Genomic DNA, 18,660 nt, shown 5'->3' with positions numbered 1-18,660 from the left:
GCCAGCGTGTAGTCCCGCTGCGTGCGTTTGATGCCTGATTCCATTGACTCGCCTTTTCTGAGGGAAAAGGTGTCAACCCAGGTCAGGACGGGTCACCGCCCATGAAAAAGCCCGGTAGAACCGGGCTTTTTCATGGGTGAACGAGTAAAGCTCGCCAGGGCGATCAATCAGCCCTTCACTTCGAGCTGGTTGCTCACCGACGTCACGCCCTGCACGCCCTTGGCGATCTCTTCGGCACGCGCCTTGGCTGCCGCCGTGGGCGCCGGGCCCTTCAGGCTCACCGCGCCGCCCTTGGTGTCGACGTTGATCTTGATCGCGCTCAGGTCCGGATCCTTGGCCAGGCCCGCGGATACGGAAGCCGTGATGGCGGCATCGTTCACCGTCGCGCTCATCGCTGCGCCGGCATCCTTGGCCGCTTCCTTGGCATTGGCCATGCCTTCCTTCACCTCAGCAGTGGTGCTGGACGACTCGACCTTGGCCGTGGCGTCCTTGACAGCCTGGCCGGTCTTGGCGGCCGCGGTATCGGCGGCCTGCTCGGTCTTCGCCACAGCGCTGTCGAGCTTCTCGCCCGCGGTGCGGTTGTCGGATTTGTCGCAGGCGGCCAGCGTCAGCGCTGCGCCGGCCACGAGCACGGCAAGCCACGCACGCGAATGCGGCATGGCGATGTATTGATTCGATTTGTTCATGGGAATCCTCCAGTCACTCACGGAGATGGAAAAGGGCTGCGGGGTGTGCCCGCCGCCCTGTTCGGTCACAACTTGTCGGCGCCCGACTTGATCGCGTCCTTGGCCTTTTCCTTGACGTCGCCGTAGGTCTTCTGCACCTTGCCGGCGGCCTGGTCGGCAATGCCCTCGCCCTCGAGCTTTTCGTTGCCGACGACCTTGCCGGTGACTTCCTTCAGCTTGCCCTTGGCTTCCTCGACGCGGCCTGCCACTTGGTCCTTGTTCATGTCGCTTCCTTCCTGTTCGGGTAGTGAAATCCGTGGGCCGGAATGACCCACTGATTTCAATCTAGGCCCCGGCCGGTGACGGCGAATGCCGACGGAAGCCCGAAGCGGTGTAGGACAACAAGGCTCAGGCGCTGACGATCCATCCTTCAAGCGGGTCGACGCTTTCCGGCAGGCCGTGGCCCGGACCGGGGCTGCCGGCACGCTGCAGGCCCCAGGCCGCCTGCAGGAGGCACAGCACTGCGTCGATGTCGTCGCCGCGGGCATCGGCCAGCAGTTCGGCACGCTGCGGCCTGGTGATGGAGAGCCGCAGGCCGAGGCGGGTTGTCCCGGCCTCGAGCGCGGCCAGCAGGTCGGCGCGTGCGGCGTGCCGCTCAGGCGTCTGCTTCTGCAGGTCGTCGCTCTTGTAGCTGCGGCGCCCGATCAGCTCGCGCGCCAGCAGGCCGGGATAGGCCTCCAGCGCAATACGGTCGGCACCGCTGCCTGCGTGCAGGCCTGGAATGCGCGCACCGGCCGCCAGCAGGCGCGGCACGCCCGCATGAAGCATGTAGGCCACTGGCGGGTTGACCCATTTCATCGAAGGACTGGAGCCCGCCGGCCCGTCCGTCGCACGGTGCGCGAACTTGCCGCCGACCGGGCGCGCCGCGCAGAACGCAGCGAAGGTCTCGCGGATTTCGGCACGGCTCAGGCTGGCGTAGTGGGCCATCAGCGGCTTCCACTGCGGGGGCCATCGCAGATGCTCGACGAGTTCGCGCGGCAGGCTGAACGGAAAGTCGAAACCACCGGTCCAGGACGGCGTGGCGCACAGCCATTCGCCCCACGCCTGGAGCGTCGCGAAGCGCTGCAGGCTGGTCGGCCTGACGCGGTCGGCACCGGCCAGTTCACCAACCGCAATCACGATCGGCTTGCGTGCCGTCGGCGCGCTGGAGAAGTCGCAGCCGAACAGCACCATCGCCTCAGCCCATCGCGAGCGCCACCACCCCGGCGGCGATGAACAGCGCGCCGAGCAGCCGCAGCAGCCGGTCGCCTTCGCGCAGCAGGTGGCCGCCGATCAACGCGGCAAACAGCATCGACACCTCGCGCGCCGGCGCGACGTGCGAGATCGGCGCCTGCTGCACCGCGTACAGCACCAGCACATAAGACACCGGACTGACCGCCGCCACCAGCAGCGCGTACTTCCACTGCTCGCGCCACATGCGCGCGGTGGTCGCACGGTCCTTCAGCGCGACAGGCGCCAGCAGCACCATGCGCACGAGATTGCCGAAGTAGTCGAGCAGGATCGGCGACATCGCGAGGAACTTGACCGCGTAGCTGTCGGCCACGGTGTACGCCGCGATGAAGCCGCCGGTCAGCACGCCGTAGCGGATGCCCTTGTGCACGCGCTCGCGCTGCGCCGGGTCATGCGCCTTGCGCCACAGCTTGGGCCCGCCGGCAACGAGGAACACGCCGCCCACCACGCCAGCGATGCCTGCCACGCCAATCAGGCTGATCTTCTCGCCCAGGAAAAGCACCGCCACCAGCGACGACAGCAGCGGCCCCGAACCGCGCGCGAGCGGGTAGACCACCGTGAGGTCCGACTTGCGATAGCCGCGCAGCAGCACGATGAAATAGAAGATGTGCAGCACGCCGCTGAGCACGACGAAGCCCCACTCCGTCACGCCCCAGCCGGGCACCACGTTCCAGCCCAGCGTGATGCCCACGGGCGCCCAGATGAGCATGTTGAACACGCTGGTCTGGAAGCTGAATCGCGCATCACCATTCGCCTTCTTGGCGGCGATGTTCCAGCCTGCGTGAACGATCCCGGCGAGCAGGATCAGCGCGAATGCAGAGAGCGGCACCCCTGCCGGACTAGTGACGGCCGACGATGGCGGCGGTGGCCATCAGCTCTTCGAGCAGCGCCAGCGAAACCTTGCCCGACACCGCGTACGGGTTGAGCTCGGGCTTTTCGGAGTACTTCAGCAGCGTCGATGCGTTGAGCTTCGACAGGTTGACCTGTCCCATCGTCCAGCCGCCGAAGCGGCGCTCGGAAATCTCTTCGTAGTGCAGCAGCACCACGTCCTTGTGGCGCGCATCGCGCTGGATGTGGCCGTAGAGCTCGCTGATGGCCATGCGGCCACCCTCGATGGCTTGCAGGAAGGTGCCGGCACCGTAGCAGAGGATGCCGGTGATGCCGCAGGTCGTGTTGTGCGTGCGCGATTGCGCAAGGATCGCCTCGATGGCCTCGGGGCTGGTGTCGACGGCGCGGCTGGCGTAGAGAAGTCGGACCAGCATGGCTCAGCTCTTTCGGGGAAGGAGAGAAAGGAATTCGCGGCGCAGGCTCGGGTCTTTGAGGAACACGCCGCGCATCACGGAGTTGATCATCTTGCTGTCCATTTCCTTCACGCCGCGCCAGGCCATGCAGAAATGCTCGGCTTCCATGACCAGCGCGAGGCCGTCGGGCTGCGTCTTTTCCTGGATCAGGTCGGCCAGCTGAACCACGGCTTCTTCCTGGATCTGGGGACGGCCCATGACCCACTCGGCCAGGCGCGCGTACTTCGACAGGCCGATCACGTTGGTGTGCTCGTTGGGCATCACGCCGATCCAGAGCTTGCCGATGATCGGGCAGAAGTGATGCGAGCAGGCGCTGCGCACGGTGATCGGGCCGACGATCATCAGCTCGTTCAGGTGCTCGGCGTTGGGAAACTCGGTGAGCGAGGGCGGCGCCACGTAGCGGCCGCGGAACACCTCGTTCAGGTACATCTTGGCGACGCGCCGTGCTGTGTTGTCGGTGTTGTGGTCGTTCTCGACGTCGATGACCAGGCTCTGGAGCACGCCCTTCATCTTGACCTCGACCTCGTCGAGCAAGGCCTCCAGCTCGCCGGGCTCGATGAACTCGGCGATGTTGTCATTGGCGTTGAAGCGCTTGCGCGCCGCGGTGAGGCGCTCACGGATCTTCACGGAGACGGGCGTACCCTCGTCATCGTCGTTTCGATCGGGGCGCGGGTCGACGTCGGTTTTCCTCAGCATGGCGGGGATCGTACCAGTGAATGGCTCCAGACATTCGGGCCCGCAACGCCCGTCCCTTCTTGGAGCAATGCTATCAATTGAGGAGCGTGAAATCGGCCACCAGCGGCAGGTGGTCGGACATGCGAGCCCAGATCGGGCCGCGCGGCACCGTGCAGGCCAGCGGCTCCAGCCTGCGTCCGTAGACGAAGTCGAGCTGCGCCACCGGCAGGCGCGAGGGGTAAGTGAGCGTGCGCGGACCGCGCAGGTCGCTGGTGTCACGCAGGCCCATGGCATTCATGGCGTAGCGCATGCGCGCGCCCCAGTCGTTGAAATCGCCGGCCACCACAACGGCCTCGTCGGGCGGCACCTCGCGGTCGATGAACTCGCGCAGGCGCGCAATCTGCCGAACCCGGCTGCCCTTGATGAGCCCGAGGTGCACCACGATGGTGTGCACCCGCCGGCCCTCCACATCGATCACCACGTGCAGCAGCCCGCGCTGTTCGAAACGGTGGTCGGAAATGTCCTGATGGTTGATTCGCAGCACCGGCCAGCGCGTGAGCAGCGCATTGCCGTGCTCGCCGTGGCGCGTGACGGCATTGGTCTCGTAGACGGCGGTGTAGCCCTCGGGCGCGAGGAAATCGGCCTGCGGCAACTCGGGCCATCGCGCGAAACGGGCGGCCGCCTGCCGGTTCATCTTGCGCACTTCCTGCAGGCAGACGATGTCGGCGTCGAGCTGCTCGATGGCGTGGCCAAGGTTATGGATTTCGAGCCGCCGTGCGGGTCCGATGCCTTGAACACCCTTGTGGATGTTGTAGGTCGCGACCCGGAGGTTCTGCGTTGCTGCTACTGCTGCTGCTGCCGGCTGGTTCATCGCGCAAATTCTGGCAGCAACAGAATGGCTTCGGCATTCGATGGGGAAAAGCAGGCATCTGCCGCTTCGTGGTACGGCAGCCAGCGCCAGTCGGTGTGCTCGCGCGGGTCTAGCGTGGGCGTGATGCGTTCGGGCACGCACAGGCCGAACAGGTGCTCGGTGTTGTGGGTGATACCGGGCGCGTAGCGGGCGCGCCAGCGGGGGTAGATCTCGTAGACGTTGCGCAGCTGCCAGTCGACCAGTTGCGAGGCCAGCGCCGTGCCTTCGCCGCACTGGATGCCGGTCTCCTCGGCCACCTCGCGCGCCGCGGTGAGCGCGAGCGGCTCATCGGCCGCGTCCTTGCTGCCCGTGACCGACTGCCAGAAGTCGGTCTCGGCATCCGCACGCCGGATCAGCAGCACATCGAGCGCCGGCGTGTGGATCACGACCAGCACCGACTCCGGGATCTTCCAGGGTCGAGGGCTGGTCGTCATGGGAGCCTCAGAGCATCAGGCAGCTTGAGGCGTGTTGCGCAGCTTGATGTGCAGCTCGCGCAGTTGCTTCTCGTCGACCGGGCTCGGCGCCTGCGTCAGCAGGTCTTGTGCGCGCTGGGTCTTGGGGAAGGCGATCACGTCGCGGATCGACTCGGCGCCGGTCATGAGCATGACGAGGCGGTCCAGGCCGATGGCAATGCCGCCGTGCGGCGGCGCGCCGTACTGCAGCGCGTCCAGCAGGAAGCCGAACTTCAGCTGTGCGTCTTCGGCGCTGATCTTCAGCGCGCGGAACACCTTGCTCTGCACTTCCTCGCGGTGGATACGCACCGAGCCGCCGCCCATTTCAATGCCGTTGAGCACCATGTCATAGGCCTTGGCAATGCACTTCTCGGGAGCGGTGTCCATGAGGTCTTCATGGCCGTCCTTCGGCGCGGTGAACGGATGGTGCACGGCGCTCCAGCGCTGGCCTTCCTCGTCGAACTCGAACATCGGGAAGTCCACCACCCACAGCGGTGCCCAGCGGTCGTCGAAGAGGCCCGCCTTCTTGCCGAAGGCGCTGTGGCCGATCTTGACGCGCAACGCGCCGATGGCGTCGTTGACGACCTTTTCCTTGTCGGCGCCGAAGAACAGGATGTCGCCATTGCGCGCACCCGTGCGGGCGATGATCTCGGCCAGCGTGCTGTCGTCGAGGTTCTTCACGATCGGGCTCTGCAGGCCTTCGCGGCCGGCTTGGGCGTCGTTGACCTTGATGTAGGCCAGGCCCTTGGCGCCGTAGATCTTCACGAACTCCTGGTACGCATCGATTTCGCCGCGCGACAGGCCGCCCTCGGCGCCGCCGCCGGGCACGCGCAGCGCCACCACGCGGCCACCCGTCATGGTGGCGGCATTCGAGAACACCTTGAACTCGACGCGCTTCATCAGCTCGGTCAGCTCGGTGAATTCGAGCTTCACGCGCAGGTCGGGCTTGTCCGAGCCGTACTTGAACATTGCGTCGGCATACGTCATGGTCGGGAACACCGGCAGGTCGATGCCAGCGGCGTTGCGGAACACGTTGCGGATCATGCCTTCGAACATCTCGCGGATTTCCTCTTCGGCGAGGAACGAGGTCTCGATGTCGATCTGCGTGAATTCGGGCTGGCGGTCGGCGCGCAGGTCTTCGTCGCGGAAGCACTTCACGATCTGGTAGTAGCGGTCGTAGCCGGCCACCATCAGCAGCTGCTTGAACAGCTGGGGCGACTGCGGCAGCGCGAAGAAGCTGCCGTCGTGCACGCGGCTGGGCACGAGGTAGTCGCGCGCGCCTTCGGGCGTGGACTTGCCGAGCATCGGCGTCTCGATGTCGATGAAGCCGTTGGCATCGAGGAACTTGCGCGTTTCCATCGTCACCTTGTAGCGCAGCATCATGTTGCGCTGCATGGCCGGGCGGCGCAGGTCGAGCACGCGGTGCGTGAGGCGGGTGGTTTCCGACAGGTTGTCGTCGTCCAGCAGGAACGGAGGCGTGACCGAGGGGTTCAGCACCTTCAGTTCGTGGCACAGCACTTCGATCTTGCCGCTCTTGAGCTGGTCGTTGGTCGTGCCTTCGGGACGCGCGCGCACGAGGCCCGTGATCTGCACGCAGAACTCGTTGCGCAGGTTCTCGGCCACGGCGAAGGTGGAGGCGCGATCGGGGTCGCACACCACCTGCACGTAGCCTTCGCGGTCACGCACGTCGATGAAGATCACGCCACCGTGGTCGCGGCGACGGTTGACCCAGCCGCACAGGGTGACGGTTTGGCCCAGCAGGGCTTCGGTCACGAGACCGCAATAGTGAGTACGCATGGCCATAGGAATCCATTCCGGCGCCTTGTCGGCGCGTTCGTTTTTTATGAGTTGGAAGATTTCACCGCCACCGTGGTGGGGCCGCCTGGAACGACCACCCCCATCGAGACGATGTACTTGAGCGCTTCGTCCACGCTCATCTTCAGTTCGATGCAGTCGCTGCGCTTGAGCATCACGAAGTAGCCGCCCGTGGGGTTGGGCGTGGTCGGCACATAGACGCTGAGGAATTCCTCTTCGCCGAGGTGTTCAGCGACTTCGTTGCCGGGCGCGCCGGTGACGAAGGCGATGGTCCACACGCCTTCGCGTGGCCATTGCACCAGCACCGCGGTGCGAAAGGCATTGCCGTTCTCGGAGAACAGCGTGTCCGACACCTGCTTGACGCTGGAGTAGATCGAGCGCACCACCGGAATGCGGCGCACCACGGCGTCGCCCCAGCCGAGCAGGCGCTTGCCGACGAAGTTGCTGGCGGTGGCGCCCACCACCAGCAGGATCGCCAGCGTGAGCAGCACGCCCAGGCCGCGCACCTTGTGGTCGCTGAGCCAGACCTGCCATTGCTCAGGCAGCAGCCACAGCGTCTGGTCGAGCGTACCGATGATCCAGTTCAGCACGCCGAGCGTGATGACCAGCGGCACGATGACCAGCAGGCCGGACAGCAACCATTTGCGCAGGGCGAGCATGGTGATCGATCAGTCGCCGCTCTTGGCGGCAGCAGCCGGCGCGGGGGCCGGTGCCGCGGGCGCCGGAGCGGGGCTCGGCGTGGCGGCGGAAGAGGAAGATTCGGCGGACTTGGCACCGTCACTCGACACGGGCGCCGTGGCAGGCTCGGCCTTCTTGCCGCCGCCCTCACGGAAATCGGTCACGTACCAGCCCGAGCCCTTGAGCTGGAAGCCGGCGGCCGTGACCTGTTTTTCGAATGCGCTCGCACCGCACGCCGGACACACCGTCAGGGGCGCGTCGGACATCTTTTGCAGGGCGTCTTTGGCAAAGCCGCAGGCGCTGCACTTGTAGGCGTAGATGGGCATGGGAAATGAGGTCAAAAAGCGGCGCAGCTGCCGCTCGCAAAGCCCTCGATTATAGGGGCGCCCCTGCCAAAGGGCGCCCAGCCCGACCGCCGAGCCCGGGCTTCAGGCTGGCTCGGTGGCCAGCGGGCGGTGCGGCGTGTGAGTGTTCGCCAACCATTGCGGCAGCAGCGAGCCGGCCACCATGCCCACGAACGAGCAGAGCACGCCCGCCAGCTGGGCCGGGAACGCGCTGCCCCAGGGCATCCACAGGAACAGCAGCCACACGCCGATGCCCAGGACGATCGAGGCGACTGCTCCTTGGGTGCTGGCGCGGCGCCAGTACAGGCCGCACACCAGCGGCACGAAGGCCCCCACCAGCGGCACCTGATAGGCACCTGACACCAGTTCGTAGATCGGGGTGCCCTGCATGCGAATGGCGTAGGCCAGCACGGCGGCGCTGAACAGCAGCACCGTGATGCGCATCGTCATGAGGTTCTGGCGGTCCGTGCCGGCCGGGCGGAACTGGCGCCAGATGTTCTCGGTGAAAGTGACGCTGGGCGCCAGCAAGGTGGCCGAGGCGGTCGACTTGATGGCCGACAGCAGCGCACCAAAAAACAGCACCTGCATCACGAACGGCATCTTCTGCAGCACCAGCGTGGGCAGCACCTTCTGCGGATCTTCCTTCAGCAGCGCGGCGGTCTGCTCCGGCATGATCAGCAGCGCGCTGGCCACCAGGAACATCGGCACGAAGGCGAACAGGATGTACGCCACGCCGCCGATCACCGGGCCGCGCTGGGCCGCTTTCACACTGTTGGCCGACATCACGCGCTGGAACACGTCCTGCTGCGGAATTGAGCCAAGCATCATCGTGATGGCAGCCGCGAAGAAGAACACCATGTCGTGCCAGCTCGGCTCTGGCCAGAACTTGAAGAGGTCCTTGCTCACGGCAAAGGCCACCACCTTGTCGGCGCCGCCGGCCATGTTGCCCGCGAACACCGCGATGACGGCCAGGCCAGCCACCAGGATGATCATCTGCATGAAGTCGGTCACCGCCACCGACCACATGCCGCCGAACAGCGTGTAGGCCAGGATCGAGACCACCCCGATCACCATGCCCACCGGAATGCTGATGGCGTCGCCCGACAGCAGGTTGAACACCAGCCCCAGCGCCGTGACCTGCGCCGACACCCAGCCCAGGTAGCTCAGCATGATGATCAGCGAGCAGGCCACCTCCACCGTGCGGCCGTAGCGCTCGCGGTAGTAGTCGCTGATGGTCAGCAGCGTCATGCGGTAGAGCTTGCCCGCGAAGAACAGGCCCACCAGGATCAGGCAGGTGCCCGCGCCGAACGGGTCTTCGACCACGCCGTTGAGCCCGCCCTCGATGAACTTCGCCGGGATGCCGAGCACCGTTTCGGAGCCGAACCACGTGGCAAAGGTGGTCGTGACGATCATGAAGAGCGGCAGATGCCGCCCGGCAATGGCGAAGTCGGTGGTGTTCTTCACCCGCTTGGCGGCATAGAGGCCGATTGCGATGGTGACCAGCAGATAGACGATGACCAGCGTCAACAACACGGCGGAAACTCCTCTAGAACAAGCGCACGCGCACCAGCAATTGCATGGCGAGCAACCCCAATACAAAACCTATGCCACCGTAGACGATGGTCTGGAGCAACCGGTTGGTGCGCTTCTGCTCGGCCAGCAGTTCGAGCAGCTCGCGGCGGTTGTCGGACGGGCGATTTTCCAGGAAATCGTGCAGCAATCGAGGAAGCTGGGGCAGCAGCTTGGCGTATCGCGGTGCCTCGGCCTTGAGCTGCTGCAGCAGCTTCTTGGGGCCGATCTGGTCGACCATCCACTTCTCGAGGAAAGGCTTGGCTGTGGCCCAGAGGTCGAGTTCTGGGTCGATGTTGCGACCCAGGCCCTCGATGTTGAGCAGCGTCTTCTGCAGCAGCACCAGCTGCGGCTGGATCTCGACGTGAAAGCGGCGCGAGGTCTGGAACAGGCGCATCAGCACCATGCCCAGCGAAATCTCTTTCAGCGGCCGGTCGAAGTACGGCTCGCAGACGGTGCGGATGGCGCCCTCCAGCTCGTCGATGCGGGTGCCCACCGGCACCCAGCCGCTTTCGAGGTGCAGTTCGGCCACGCGCTTGTAGTCACGCCGGAAGAAGGCCACGAAGTTCTGCGCGAGGTATTCCTTGTCCGACTCGGTCAGCGTGCCGATGATCCCGAAATCCAGCGAGATGTAGCGCCCGAAGGTCTCGGGCTCCAGGCTCACCTGGATGTTGCCGGGGTGCATGTCGGCGTGGAAAAAGCCATCGCGGAACACCTGCGTGAAGAAGATCGTGACGCCGTCGCGCGCCAGCTTGGGAATGTCGACGCCGGCCGCGCGCAAGCGGTCCATCTGCGCGATGGGCACGCCCTTCATGCGCTCCATCACGATGACCTCGGGATGGCAGAAGTCCCAGAACATCTCGGGGATCAGCACCAGGTCGAGCTCGGCCATGTTGCGGCGCAGCTGGGCGGCGTTGGCGGCCTCGCGCACCAGGTCGAGCTCGTCGTGCAGGTACTTGTCGAACTCGCCGACCACCTCGCGCGGCTTCAAGCGCTTGCCGTCGGCCGAGAGGTTTTCGAGCCAGCCGGCCATCATGGCCATCAGCGCCAGGTCTTTCTCGATCACGCCGCGCATGTTGGGGCGCAGCACCTTGACCGCCACTTCGCGCACATCGCCCTGGTTGGTGCGGATGGTCGCGAAATGCACCTGCGCGATCGACGCGCTGGCAATGGGCGTTTCGTCGAACTGCACGAACACGTCGCCCACCGGGCGGCGGAATGCGCGTTCGATGGTGGCGATGGCCACCGACGACGGGAACGGCGGCACGCGGTCCTGCAAAAAGGCCAGCTCGTCGGCGATGTCGGGCGGCAGCAGGTCGCGCCGGGTCGACAGCACCTGGCCGAACTTCACGAAGATGGGGCCGAGGCGCTCGAGCGCCTCGCGCAGCCGCTGGCCGCGCGGCGCGTCGAGGTTGCGCCCGATCGAAACGACACGCGCCACAACGAGCAGCCAGGGCTTCCTGAAGCTCGTGAGCACGAGCTCGTCGAGGCCGTAGCGCAGCGCGACCCAGACGATGAACAGTCCGCGGTAGAAGCGCCTCATTCGGCCGTGCTCGCCGAGCCGGCCGTCGAGCCGCCAGCCTTGGCCGTGCGGTCGCCGACGAACTGGCGCAGCGCGCCCACGACACGCCGCACGCCGTTGCCCAGAGTGTGCGCAGGCACGTCGCCGATCACGCGGGCAAGGTCGTCCTCGACGTCCCAGCGCACATGGTCGACCAGCCAGTTGACCTCGGCCGCCAGCTGTACGTCGCCGATGATCTGCACGGCCGGCTTGTCGCCGCGCAGCGTGGCGCGGGCGATATCGAAGGGGGAATCGTCGGTAACGGTGAGCGTAAGTTCTGGCACCGAACCGGCAGGGGCCAGGTCGAGCAGGCCGGCCGGCGTGGCCACCAGTTCCATGGTCACGAAGCGCCACTGGAAGCGCACCACCCGCCCCTGCTGGCGCAGCAGCCGCTGCTGGGCCTCGGGCTCCTGCTGCAGCACATGGTTCAGGAACAGGACCGCGCGGTGCTGGATCTCGTGAACGGCCCAGTCCGGCGGCTGCAGGCGCTCGCCGATGCGGTTGAAGAGGTCGCCGAGAAAAGAAAATGGGGACGATGGTGTGGCCATGTCCCCATTATCCCGTCACTGTAGCGCCCCGCGACTCATGGACCGCATGCCCTTTTCCAGAAACACCGCAGAACCGGCTTTGCCGGGCTGCTGGTGTTGCCCCCGGCAGGGGCAGGAGAAGCGACACGAAGTGCGCGAAGCCTGGGGACGAGCCTTTAGCCTTTATTTACTGCAGTGCTTGCACGCCAGCCACCAGCCAGCCGCTGTTGCCGCTGGTCGGCTTGGTCATGTTCCACACTTCGCGGAACGGACCCGGGCCGGCCGAGGCGTCTTCGCGGATCATGCCGGAGAACTCCACGCTGGCCATGTAGGCGTCGGGCAGCTCTTCGATGCCCAGCAGCTTGGCGTCGAGCATCACGACTTCAGTCTTGTTCGAGGCACCGCCGGTGTGGCTGGCCCGGTCGGCCAGCTGCGCGCGGATCTCGTCGACCATGCCGTCGGTCATCATCGAACGCAGCATCGACACGTCGGCGCGGTCCCATGCGTCCTGCAGCGTCACGAAGTTGCGCTTGGCTGCGCCGAGGAAGCCGTCGATGTCGAAGCCCGCGGGAATGCCCCAGGACTGCGAACCGGCGAGTGCCGAGCCGATCATGCTGCCACCGGCCGCGGCGCCCGCTGCCGAGAGGCTGCTGCCATGCGGTGCGTCGTTCGAAGGCGTGGCGTCGAAGGCCGCTGCATTGCGCTCCCACGGACGTGCCGAGGCGTCGTTACCCACGTTGGCCGGGCTGTACTGCACCGGCGCGCTGGCATTGGCGGGGCTGCCGCCCGCGCCCTGGAACGCGAAGCCGCCCTGGCGATTGCCGGCAGGTTGCGAGCGCGACTTGATCATGCGCCACACCACCACGCCGGCCAGCACGAGCAGGCCGATCAGCAGGATGTTGCCGAAGCCGGCACCGAGGCCGAGCGAGCTTGCGAGCCATGCGAGGCCAAGGCCAGCGGCCAGACCACCGAGCATCGCGCCCCACGGACGTTTCGGTGCAGCGGCGGCGGGTGCGGGCGTTGCAGGCTTCGCCGCCGCCGCGTTGGTCGCACTCTGCTGCGAAGGCGCACTGGGCGATGCGGACTCGCGCTGCGTCACGTTGGACGACTGGCGCCCCACCGACTTGCCACCGCCCATGCGGGCAGCCTCGGCCTGGACACTGCCCAGCACCAATGCAGCTGCCAAAAACAAAGAACCCAAACTTTTCATGTCGTCTCCTCTTGAGCGAAAGATTCGCTTGATCAACACTTTCAACACTTGATTCCAACATGCAGGGCGGCGATGCCACCCGTCATGTTGTGATAGTCCACATGTCCGAAACCGCCCTCTTTCATGAGGGTCTTGAGCTCCTCTTGCGAGGGGTGCATCCGGATCGATTCGGCGAGATAGCGATAGCTCGCGTCGTCGCCGGCCACGAGCTTGCCCAGGCGGGGCAGCACGTTGAAGGAGTACCAGTCGTAGGCCTTTGCGAGCGGCTTCGCGACCTTCGAGAATTCGAGCACCAGCAGCTTGCCGCGCGGCTTGATCACGCGGTTCATTTCCTTGAGCGCGATGTCCTTGTGCGTCATGTTGCGCAGGCCAAAGGCCACCGTGACAACGTCGAAGTGGTTGTCCGGAAAAGGCAGCTTCTCGGCGTCGCAGACCATGGTGGGCAGCACCACGCCGGCATCGAGCAGGCGGTCTCGACCAGTGCGCAGCATGGCCTCGTTGATGTCGGTGTGAACCACTTGCCCGCTGGCGCCGACCTTCTTTGCGAAGGCCAGCGCGAGGTCGCCGGTGCCGCCCGCGATGTCGAGCACGCGCGAGCCTTCGCCCACGTTCGCGACCATCACGGTGTACGCCTTCCAGGCGCGGTGCAGGCCGGCCGACATCAGGTCGTTCATGACGTCGTAGCGCGAGGCAACTGAATCGAAGACACCGCGAACGCGGCGGGCCTTCTCGCTTTCGTCGACTGTTTCGAAGCCGAAGTGTGTGGTACTCATGCAACCGATGTTAGGCCGGAAGCCTTCACATCAAGCCGACGACCCCGCGCGCACGGCGGGCATTTGTTGCTTTTTTCGTCCCGCCCTTCCTGGGGGTAGGGCTATCTTTTCAATAGCGCGGCGCGGATTTTCAGGCGAATTCGCGCGCTCAGTGGCTGCCGCAGGCGTGGCCGCTCTTGTCGATCATCGGCGTGTCGCGGTCGACACCCGCTTCGAGCAGGCGGCGCTCGTAGGTGGCCCACAGCTCGGCCTGCTTCTCGCCCAGTTCGTAGAGCAGGTCCCACGAGTAGATGCCCGTGTTGTGGCCATCGCTGAAGGTCGGCTGCACGGCGTAGTTGCCGACCGCTTCGAGGTCGACGAGTTCGACCTCGCGCTTGCCCGTCTGCAGAATTTCCTGGCCCGGGCCATGGCCTTGCACCTCGGCCGACGGCGAGTAGATGCGCATCAGCTCGAAAGGGATTCGAAAGGTCGCGCCATCGGAGAAGCCCACTTCGAGCACGCGCGACTGGCCGTGCACGGTGATCGATTGCGGCGTCGGTGCGCCCGGTTTCAAGCCTGCCATCAGAAACTCCTGTTGCCCAAGCGTTCGATCATCGCAGCCTCGAGGGCTGGCAGGCGCGCGGCGATAGCCGCTTCCTGCGCCGCATTGCGTTCGCGCTGCACCGGCGCCCACACCGAGCCCGGGAAATGGCTGTCGTCGGCGAAGCGCGCGATCACGTGCCAGTGCAGATGCGCCACCATGTTGCCAAGCGCGGCGAGATTGATTTTCGTTGGCTTCAGGTGCTCGCGCAGGCACTGCTCGACGACCGCCACTGCTTCCATGCACAGCGTGCGATTTGCGGCATCGAGGTCGGAAAACTCCGCCGCATGGTCACGCCACACCACGCGATAGAAGGCCGGAAAGCCGGCCTCTTCCGCATGGATGACGCGCAGCTTCGCGCCCTCGAACACGAGGCGACCACCCGGCCCCTCGCACAGCACGCAGCCCTGTACCTTCGTCACACCAGCACCCGCTCGATCCCGCCCTGATTGGCTGCGGCCACATAGGTCGGCATCCAGTCGGCACCGAGGATCTTGTTGGCCATCTCGACCACGATGTAGTCGGCTTCGAGCAGGCCGTTGTTCAGGTCGTTGCCGTAGCGCGAGAGGCCTTGCAGGCAGCTCGGGCAACTGGTGAGGATCTTCACGTTGTCCTGTGAGCCGACCTTGCCGGAGTCGCGCAGCGCGGCTTCACCCTTCTTCAGCTCTTCTTCCTTGCGGAAGCGGATCTGCGTCGAGATGTCGGGCCGCGACACGCCCAGCGTGCCCGATTCGCCGCAGCAGCGGTCATTCTTGAGCACGTTGTCGCCGACCAGCGCCTTCACGGTCTTCATCGGGTCCTGCAGCTTCATCGGCGAATGGCAGGGATCGTGGTACAGGTAGCCGCCACCGCCCGCATCGGCAAGCGTGATGCCCTTTTCGAGCAGGTACTCGTGGATGTCGATGATCCGGCAGCCCGGGAAGATCTTGTCGAACTGGTAGCCCTGCAGCTGGTCGTAGCAGGTACCGCAGCTCACCACCACCGTCTTGATGTCGAGATAGTTGAGCGTGTTGGCCACGCGGTGGAAGAGCACGCGGTTGTCCGTGATCATCTTCTCGGCTTTGTCGAACTGGCCGCTGCCGCGTTGCGGATAGCCGCAGCACAGGTAACCCGGCGGCAGCACGGTTTGCACGCCCGCATGCCAGAGCATCGCCTGCGTGGCGAGGCCGACCTGCGAGAACAAGCGCTCCGAACCGCAGCCCGGAAAGTAGAAGACGGCCTCTGTCTCGGAGGTGGTCGCCTTCGGGTTGCGGATGATCGGCACGTAGTCGGCATCCTCGATGTCGAGCAGCGCGCGCGCCGTTTTCTTCGGCAGGTTGCCCGGCATCTTCTTGTTGATGAAGTGGATCACCTGCTCCTTGACCGGCGCCGGACCCAGCGTGGCTGGCGGTGCGGCCGTCTGCTTCTTCGCGAGGCCGCGCAGCAGGTCGTTGGCCATGCGCTGCGCCTTGAAGCCGATGCCCACCATGCCCGCACGCACCGCCTTGATGGTCTGCGGATTAGTGGCGTTCAGGAAGAACATCGCAGCAGCGTTGCCAGGACGGAAACTCTTCTGGCCCATCTTGCGCAGCAGGTTGCGCATGTTCATCGACACGTCGCCGAAGTCGATCTTCACGGGGCACGGCGTGAGGCACTTGTGGCACACGGTGCAGTGGTCGGCCACGTCCTCGAACTCTTCCCAGTGCTTGATGCTGATGCCGCGCCGGGTCTGCTCTTCGTAGAGGAAGGCCTCCACCAGCAGCGAGGTCGCGAGGATCTTGTTGCGTGGGCTGTAGAGCAGGTTGGCACGCGGCACGTGCGTGGCGCACACAGGCTTGCACTTGCCGCAGCGCAGGCAGTCCTTCACGCTGTCGGCAATGGCGCCGATGTCGCTCTGCTGCATGATCAGCGACTCATGGCCCATGAGGCCGAAGCTCGGCGTGTAGGCGTTGGTCAGGTCGGCGTGCAGCGTCTGCGCCTCGCCGGCAGGCGCACGCAGCAGCTTGCCCTTGTTGAAGCGGCCTTCGGGGTCGACCCTGGCCTTGTATTCGGTGAACGGGCGCAGCTCTTCGTCGCTCAGGAATTCGAGCTTGGTGATGCCGATGCCGTGCTCGCCCGAGATCACGCCGTCGAGGCTGCGCGCCAGCGCCATGATGCGCACTACCGCGGCATGCGCGGTCTGCAGCATGTCGTAGTTGTCGCTGTTGACGGGGATGTTGGTGTGCACATTGCCGTCGCCCGCGTGCATGTGCAGCGCGACCCACACGCGGCCCTTGAGCACTCGCTTATGGATGGCCGTGCACTCGGCCAGGATCGGCGCGAACTCGGCGCCCGAGAAAATCTCCTGCAGCGGCTGGCGCAGCTGCGTCTTCCAGCTCGCACGCAGGCTGTGGTCCTGCAGTTGCGGGAACAGCGCATCGACGTTCTGCAGCCAGCCAGCCCAGAGCGTACGCACTTCCTGCACCAGCGCCACGGCCTGTGCCACGCGGTCTTCGAGCAGCTCGGCCGCCGGAATCTCGTGCGCATCGTCGGTCTTGCCCAGCGGCAGGTTACCGCGCATGAGAAAGGCTTCGAGCTCGTCGGTGAGCGCGAGCTTGTTCTGCAGCGACAGCTCGATGTTGATGCGCTCGATGCCGTCGCTGTACTCGGCCATGCGCGGCAGCGGGATCACCACGTCTTCGTTGATCTTGAAGGCGTTGGTGTGCTTGCTGATGGCGGCCGTGCGCTTGCGGTCGAGCCAGAACTTCTTGCGCGCCTCGGGGCTGATGGCGATGAAGCCTTCGCCGCTGCGCGAGTTGGCGATGCGCACCACTTCGGAGGTGACGCGGGCCACCGCATCGGCGTCGTCGCCGGCGATGTCGCCGAACAGCACCATCTTCGGCAGGCCGCCGTGCTTCTTCGACTTGGTGGCGTAGCCCACCGCCTTGAGGTAGCGGTCGTCCAGGTGTTCGAGGCCGGCCAGCAGCACGCCTGAGCGTTTCTGCTCGGCGAACATGAAGTCCTTGATCTCGACGATGCTGGGCACCGCGTCCTTGGCGTTGCCGAAGAATTCGAGGCACACGGTGCGCGTGTGCGAGGGCATCCTGTGCACCACCCAGCGGCAGCTGGTGATGAGGCCGTCGCAGCCCTCTTTCTGGATGCCCGGCAGGCCCGAGAGGAACTTGTCGGTCACGTCCTTGCCCAGGCCTTCCTTGCGGAAGGTGCGGCCAGGGATGTCGAGGCGCTCGGTGCGCAGCTTGGTCTTGCCGTCGGCAGCGTAGTACTGCAGCTCGAACACGGCGCTTTCGGCGTCGTGGATCTTGCCGAGGTTGTGGCCGATGCGCGTGACTTCGAGCCATTCGGCCTGCGGCGTGACCATGCGCCACGAGGCGAGGTTGTCGAGCGCCGTGCCCCAGAGCACGGCCTTCTTGCCGCCGGCGTTCATGGCGACGTTGCCGCCGACGCACGAGGCCTCGGCCGACGTCGGATCGACCGCGAACACGAAGCCCGAGCGCTCGGCCGCATCGGCCACGCGCTGGGTTACCACTCCGGCTTCGGTCCAGATGGTGGGCACCGGATCGGCCAGGCCGGGCAGCGAGACGTGCTCGACCTCGGTCATCGCCTCGAGCTTCTCGGTGTTGATGACGACGCTGTTCCAGGTCAGCGGAATGGCACCGCCGGTGTAGCCGGTGCCGCCTCCGCGCGGAATGATGGTCAGGCCCAGCTCGATGCAGCCTTTCACCAGCAGCGCCATCTCGACCTCGGTGTCGGGGCACAGCACGACAAAGGGGTACTCCACGCGCCAGTCGGTGGCATCGGTGACGTGCGACACGCGAGAGAGGCCGTCGAACTTGATGTTGTCCTTGGCCGTGAGCCGGCCCAGCACGCGCGTGGCCTTGCGGCGCAGGGCGGCGACGTCGCGGAACTTGGTGTCGAAGGCGGCCACCGCCTCGCCCACGAGGCCGGTGAGTTCGCCCACGAGCTGGTCGCGCGGCAGGTCGCTGTCGGGGGTGCGGCGCTTTTGCACCTCGGTCAGGCGGTGCCTGAGGGCATCGACCAGCTGGCCGCGGCGGCGCGGATTGTCGAGCAGGTCGTCGACGAGGTACGGATTGCGCTGCACCACCCAGATGTCGCCGAGCACTTCATAGAGCATGCGGGCCGATCGGCCGGTGCGGCGCTCGGCGCGCAAGGTCTGGAGCAGTTCCCAGCCGCGTTCGCCCAGCAGGCGAATCACGATCTCGCGATCGGAGAAGCTGGTGTAGTTGTACGGGATCTCGCGCAGTCGGACAGGCTCTGCGGCCTGTGCCAACAGCGTGTTCAACGCAGTCGGAGCATTCATCGGGTGGGGCGCC

Annotated in this window: 19 protein-coding genes; all 19 read right to left on the bottom strand. The window is 65.8% G+C overall.

The window, feature by feature from the left end:
* Positions 1-167: 167 nt before the first annotated feature.
* Entirely contained in the window at positions 168-686 is a 519-nt protein-coding gene (locus tag BLV60_RS22445) for a BON domain-containing protein (protein ID WP_093057488.1), read from the bottom strand.
* 65 nt (positions 687-751) lie between these two features.
* Positions 752-949 (bottom strand): CsbD family protein, encoded by a 198-nt coding sequence (locus BLV60_RS22440; RefSeq protein ID WP_093057487.1) that lies wholly within the window; start codon positions 947-949, stop codon positions 752-754.
* A 124-nt stretch (positions 950-1,073) separates the two neighbouring features.
* A complete protein-coding gene (locus tag BLV60_RS22435) occupies positions 1,074-1,898 on the bottom strand; it encodes a DUF429 domain-containing protein (protein WP_093057486.1) in 825 nt (274 codons plus the stop codon).
* Between the two features lie 4 nt (positions 1,899-1,902).
* The gene (locus BLV60_RS22430) at positions 1,903-2,784 is read right to left on the bottom strand and encodes an EamA family transporter (protein WP_093057485.1); all 882 of its coding nucleotides are present in this window, start codon (positions 2,782-2,784) and stop codon (positions 1,903-1,905) included.
* A 10-nt stretch (positions 2,785-2,794) separates the two neighbouring features.
* Entirely contained in the window at positions 2,795-3,217 is a 423-nt protein-coding gene (locus tag BLV60_RS22425) for a BLUF domain-containing protein (protein ID WP_093057484.1), read from the bottom strand.
* 3 nt (positions 3,218-3,220) lie between these two features.
* Positions 3,221-3,952: a GTP cyclohydrolase I gene (gene folE / locus BLV60_RS22420; protein WP_093057483.1), complete on the bottom strand. Its 732-nt coding sequence runs from the start codon at positions 3,950-3,952 to the stop codon at positions 3,221-3,223.
* A gap of 73 nt (positions 3,953-4,025) precedes the next feature.
* Positions 4,026-4,802, bottom strand: a complete 777-nt coding sequence (locus BLV60_RS22415) for an endonuclease/exonuclease/phosphatase family protein (RefSeq protein ID WP_093057482.1) — start codon at positions 4,800-4,802, stop codon at positions 4,026-4,028.
* The gene (nudB, locus tag BLV60_RS22410; RefSeq protein WP_093057481.1) at positions 4,799-5,275 is read right to left on the bottom strand and encodes a dihydroneopterin triphosphate diphosphatase; all 477 of its coding nucleotides are present in this window, start codon (positions 5,273-5,275) and stop codon (positions 4,799-4,801) included. Before nudB ends, BLV60_RS22415 begins: the two co-directional genes overlap by 4 nt.
* A gap of 15 nt (positions 5,276-5,290) precedes the next feature.
* Complete coding sequence (gene aspS / locus BLV60_RS22405) at positions 5,291-7,096, bottom strand: aspartate--tRNA ligase (RefSeq protein ID WP_093057480.1); 1,806 nt, start codon at positions 7,094-7,096, stop codon at positions 5,291-5,293.
* A gap of 38 nt (positions 7,097-7,134) precedes the next feature.
* Positions 7,135-7,767: a DUF502 domain-containing protein gene (locus BLV60_RS22400; RefSeq protein WP_093057479.1), complete on the bottom strand. Its 633-nt coding sequence runs from the start codon at positions 7,765-7,767 to the stop codon at positions 7,135-7,137.
* 9 nt (positions 7,768-7,776) lie between these two features.
* Complete coding sequence (locus tag BLV60_RS22395) at positions 7,777-8,112, bottom strand: FmdB family zinc ribbon protein (protein WP_093057478.1); 336 nt, start codon at positions 8,110-8,112, stop codon at positions 7,777-7,779.
* A 102-nt stretch (positions 8,113-8,214) separates the two neighbouring features.
* A complete protein-coding gene (locus tag BLV60_RS22390) occupies positions 8,215-9,663 on the bottom strand; it encodes a high affinity choline transporter 1 (protein WP_093057477.1) in 1,449 nt (482 codons plus the stop codon).
* A gap of 13 nt (positions 9,664-9,676) precedes the next feature.
* Positions 9,677-11,242, bottom strand: coding sequence for a ubiquinone biosynthesis regulatory protein kinase UbiB (gene ubiB / locus BLV60_RS22385; protein WP_093057476.1), 1,566 nt, complete (start codon positions 11,240-11,242; stop codon positions 9,677-9,679).
* Complete coding sequence (locus tag BLV60_RS22380) at positions 11,239-11,808, bottom strand: ubiquinone biosynthesis accessory factor UbiJ (protein WP_093057475.1); 570 nt, start codon at positions 11,806-11,808, stop codon at positions 11,239-11,241. The genes ubiB and BLV60_RS22380 overlap by 4 nt, the downstream gene beginning before the upstream one ends.
* 166 nt (positions 11,809-11,974) lie before the next feature.
* Positions 11,975-12,997: a Tim44 domain-containing protein gene (locus tag BLV60_RS22375; RefSeq protein ID WP_093057474.1), complete on the bottom strand. Its 1,023-nt coding sequence runs from the start codon at positions 12,995-12,997 to the stop codon at positions 11,975-11,977.
* 41 nt (positions 12,998-13,038) lie between these two features.
* Positions 13,039-13,770: a bifunctional demethylmenaquinone methyltransferase/2-methoxy-6-polyprenyl-1,4-benzoquinol methylase UbiE gene (gene ubiE, locus BLV60_RS22370; RefSeq protein ID WP_093057473.1), complete on the bottom strand. Its 732-nt coding sequence runs from the start codon at positions 13,768-13,770 to the stop codon at positions 13,039-13,041.
* A 148-nt stretch (positions 13,771-13,918) separates the two neighbouring features.
* Positions 13,919-14,332, bottom strand: a complete 414-nt coding sequence (locus BLV60_RS22365; RefSeq protein WP_093057472.1) for a gamma-butyrobetaine hydroxylase family protein — start codon at positions 14,330-14,332, stop codon at positions 13,919-13,921.
* The gene (locus BLV60_RS22360; RefSeq protein WP_093057471.1) at positions 14,332-14,772 is read right to left on the bottom strand and encodes an HIT family protein; all 441 of its coding nucleotides are present in this window, start codon (positions 14,770-14,772) and stop codon (positions 14,332-14,334) included. The genes BLV60_RS22365 and BLV60_RS22360 overlap by 1 nt, the downstream gene beginning before the upstream one ends.
* On the bottom strand, positions 14,769-18,647 hold the full coding sequence (locus tag BLV60_RS22355) for a DUF3683 domain-containing protein (protein ID WP_093057503.1): 3,879 nt from the start codon (positions 18,645-18,647) through the stop codon (positions 14,769-14,771). The genes BLV60_RS22360 and BLV60_RS22355 overlap by 4 nt, the downstream gene beginning before the upstream one ends.
* Positions 18,648-18,660: the final 13 nt, after the last annotated feature.

This window comes from Variovorax sp. YR634 (assembly GCF_900106655.1).
GTDB lineage: Bacteria > Pseudomonadota > Gammaproteobacteria > Burkholderiales > Burkholderiaceae_C > Variovorax.
This window is presented reverse-complemented; position numbering and strand designations above follow the sequence as displayed.

Excerpts from the sequence above, each read along its gene's own strand:
- BLV60_RS22445 (WP_093057488.1), bottom strand. The coding sequence starts at position 686 with ATGAACAAATCGAATCAATACATCGCCATGCCGCATTCGCGTGCGTGG.
- BLV60_RS22440 (WP_093057487.1), bottom strand. The coding sequence starts at position 949 with ATGAACAAGGACCAAGTGGCAGGCCGCGTCGAGGAAGCCAAGGGCAAG.
- BLV60_RS22435 (WP_093057486.1), bottom strand. The coding sequence starts at position 1,898 with ATGGTGCTGTTCGGCTGCGACTTCTCCAGCGCGCCGACGGCACGCAAG.
- BLV60_RS22425 (WP_093057484.1), bottom strand. The coding sequence starts at position 3,217 with ATGCTGGTCCGACTTCTCTACGCCAGCCGCGCCGTCGACACCAGCCCC.
- folE (WP_093057483.1), bottom strand. The coding sequence starts at position 3,952 with ATGCTGAGGAAAACCGACGTCGACCCGCGCCCCGATCGAAACGACGAT.
- BLV60_RS22415 (WP_093057482.1), bottom strand. The coding sequence starts at position 4,802 with ATGAACCAGCCGGCAGCAGCAGCAGTAGCAGCAACGCAGAACCTCCGG.
- nudB (WP_093057481.1), bottom strand. The coding sequence starts at position 5,275 with ATGACGACCAGCCCTCGACCCTGGAAGATCCCGGAGTCGGTGCTGGTC.
- aspS (WP_093057480.1), bottom strand. The coding sequence starts at position 7,096 with ATGGCCATGCGTACTCACTATTGCGGTCTCGTGACCGAAGCCCTGCTG.
- BLV60_RS22400 (WP_093057479.1), bottom strand. The coding sequence starts at position 7,767 with ATGCTCGCCCTGCGCAAATGGTTGCTGTCCGGCCTGCTGGTCATCGTG.
- BLV60_RS22395 (WP_093057478.1), bottom strand. The coding sequence starts at position 8,112 with ATGCCCATCTACGCCTACAAGTGCAGCGCCTGCGGCTTTGCCAAAGAC.
- ubiB (WP_093057476.1), bottom strand. The coding sequence starts at position 11,242 with ATGAGGCGCTTCTACCGCGGACTGTTCATCGTCTGGGTCGCGCTGCGC.
- BLV60_RS22380 (WP_093057475.1), bottom strand. The coding sequence starts at position 11,808 with ATGGCCACACCATCGTCCCCATTTTCTTTTCTCGGCGACCTCTTCAAC.
- BLV60_RS22375 (WP_093057474.1), bottom strand. The coding sequence starts at position 12,997 with ATGAAAAGTTTGGGTTCTTTGTTTTTGGCAGCTGCATTGGTGCTGGGC.
- ubiE (WP_093057473.1), bottom strand. The coding sequence starts at position 13,770 with ATGAGTACCACACACTTCGGCTTCGAAACAGTCGACGAAAGCGAGAAG.
- BLV60_RS22365 (WP_093057472.1), bottom strand. The coding sequence starts at position 14,332 with ATGGCAGGCTTGAAACCGGGCGCACCGACGCCGCAATCGATCACCGTG.
- BLV60_RS22355 (WP_093057503.1), bottom strand. The coding sequence starts at position 18,647 with ATGAATGCTCCGACTGCGTTGAACACGCTGTTGGCACAGGCCGCAGAG.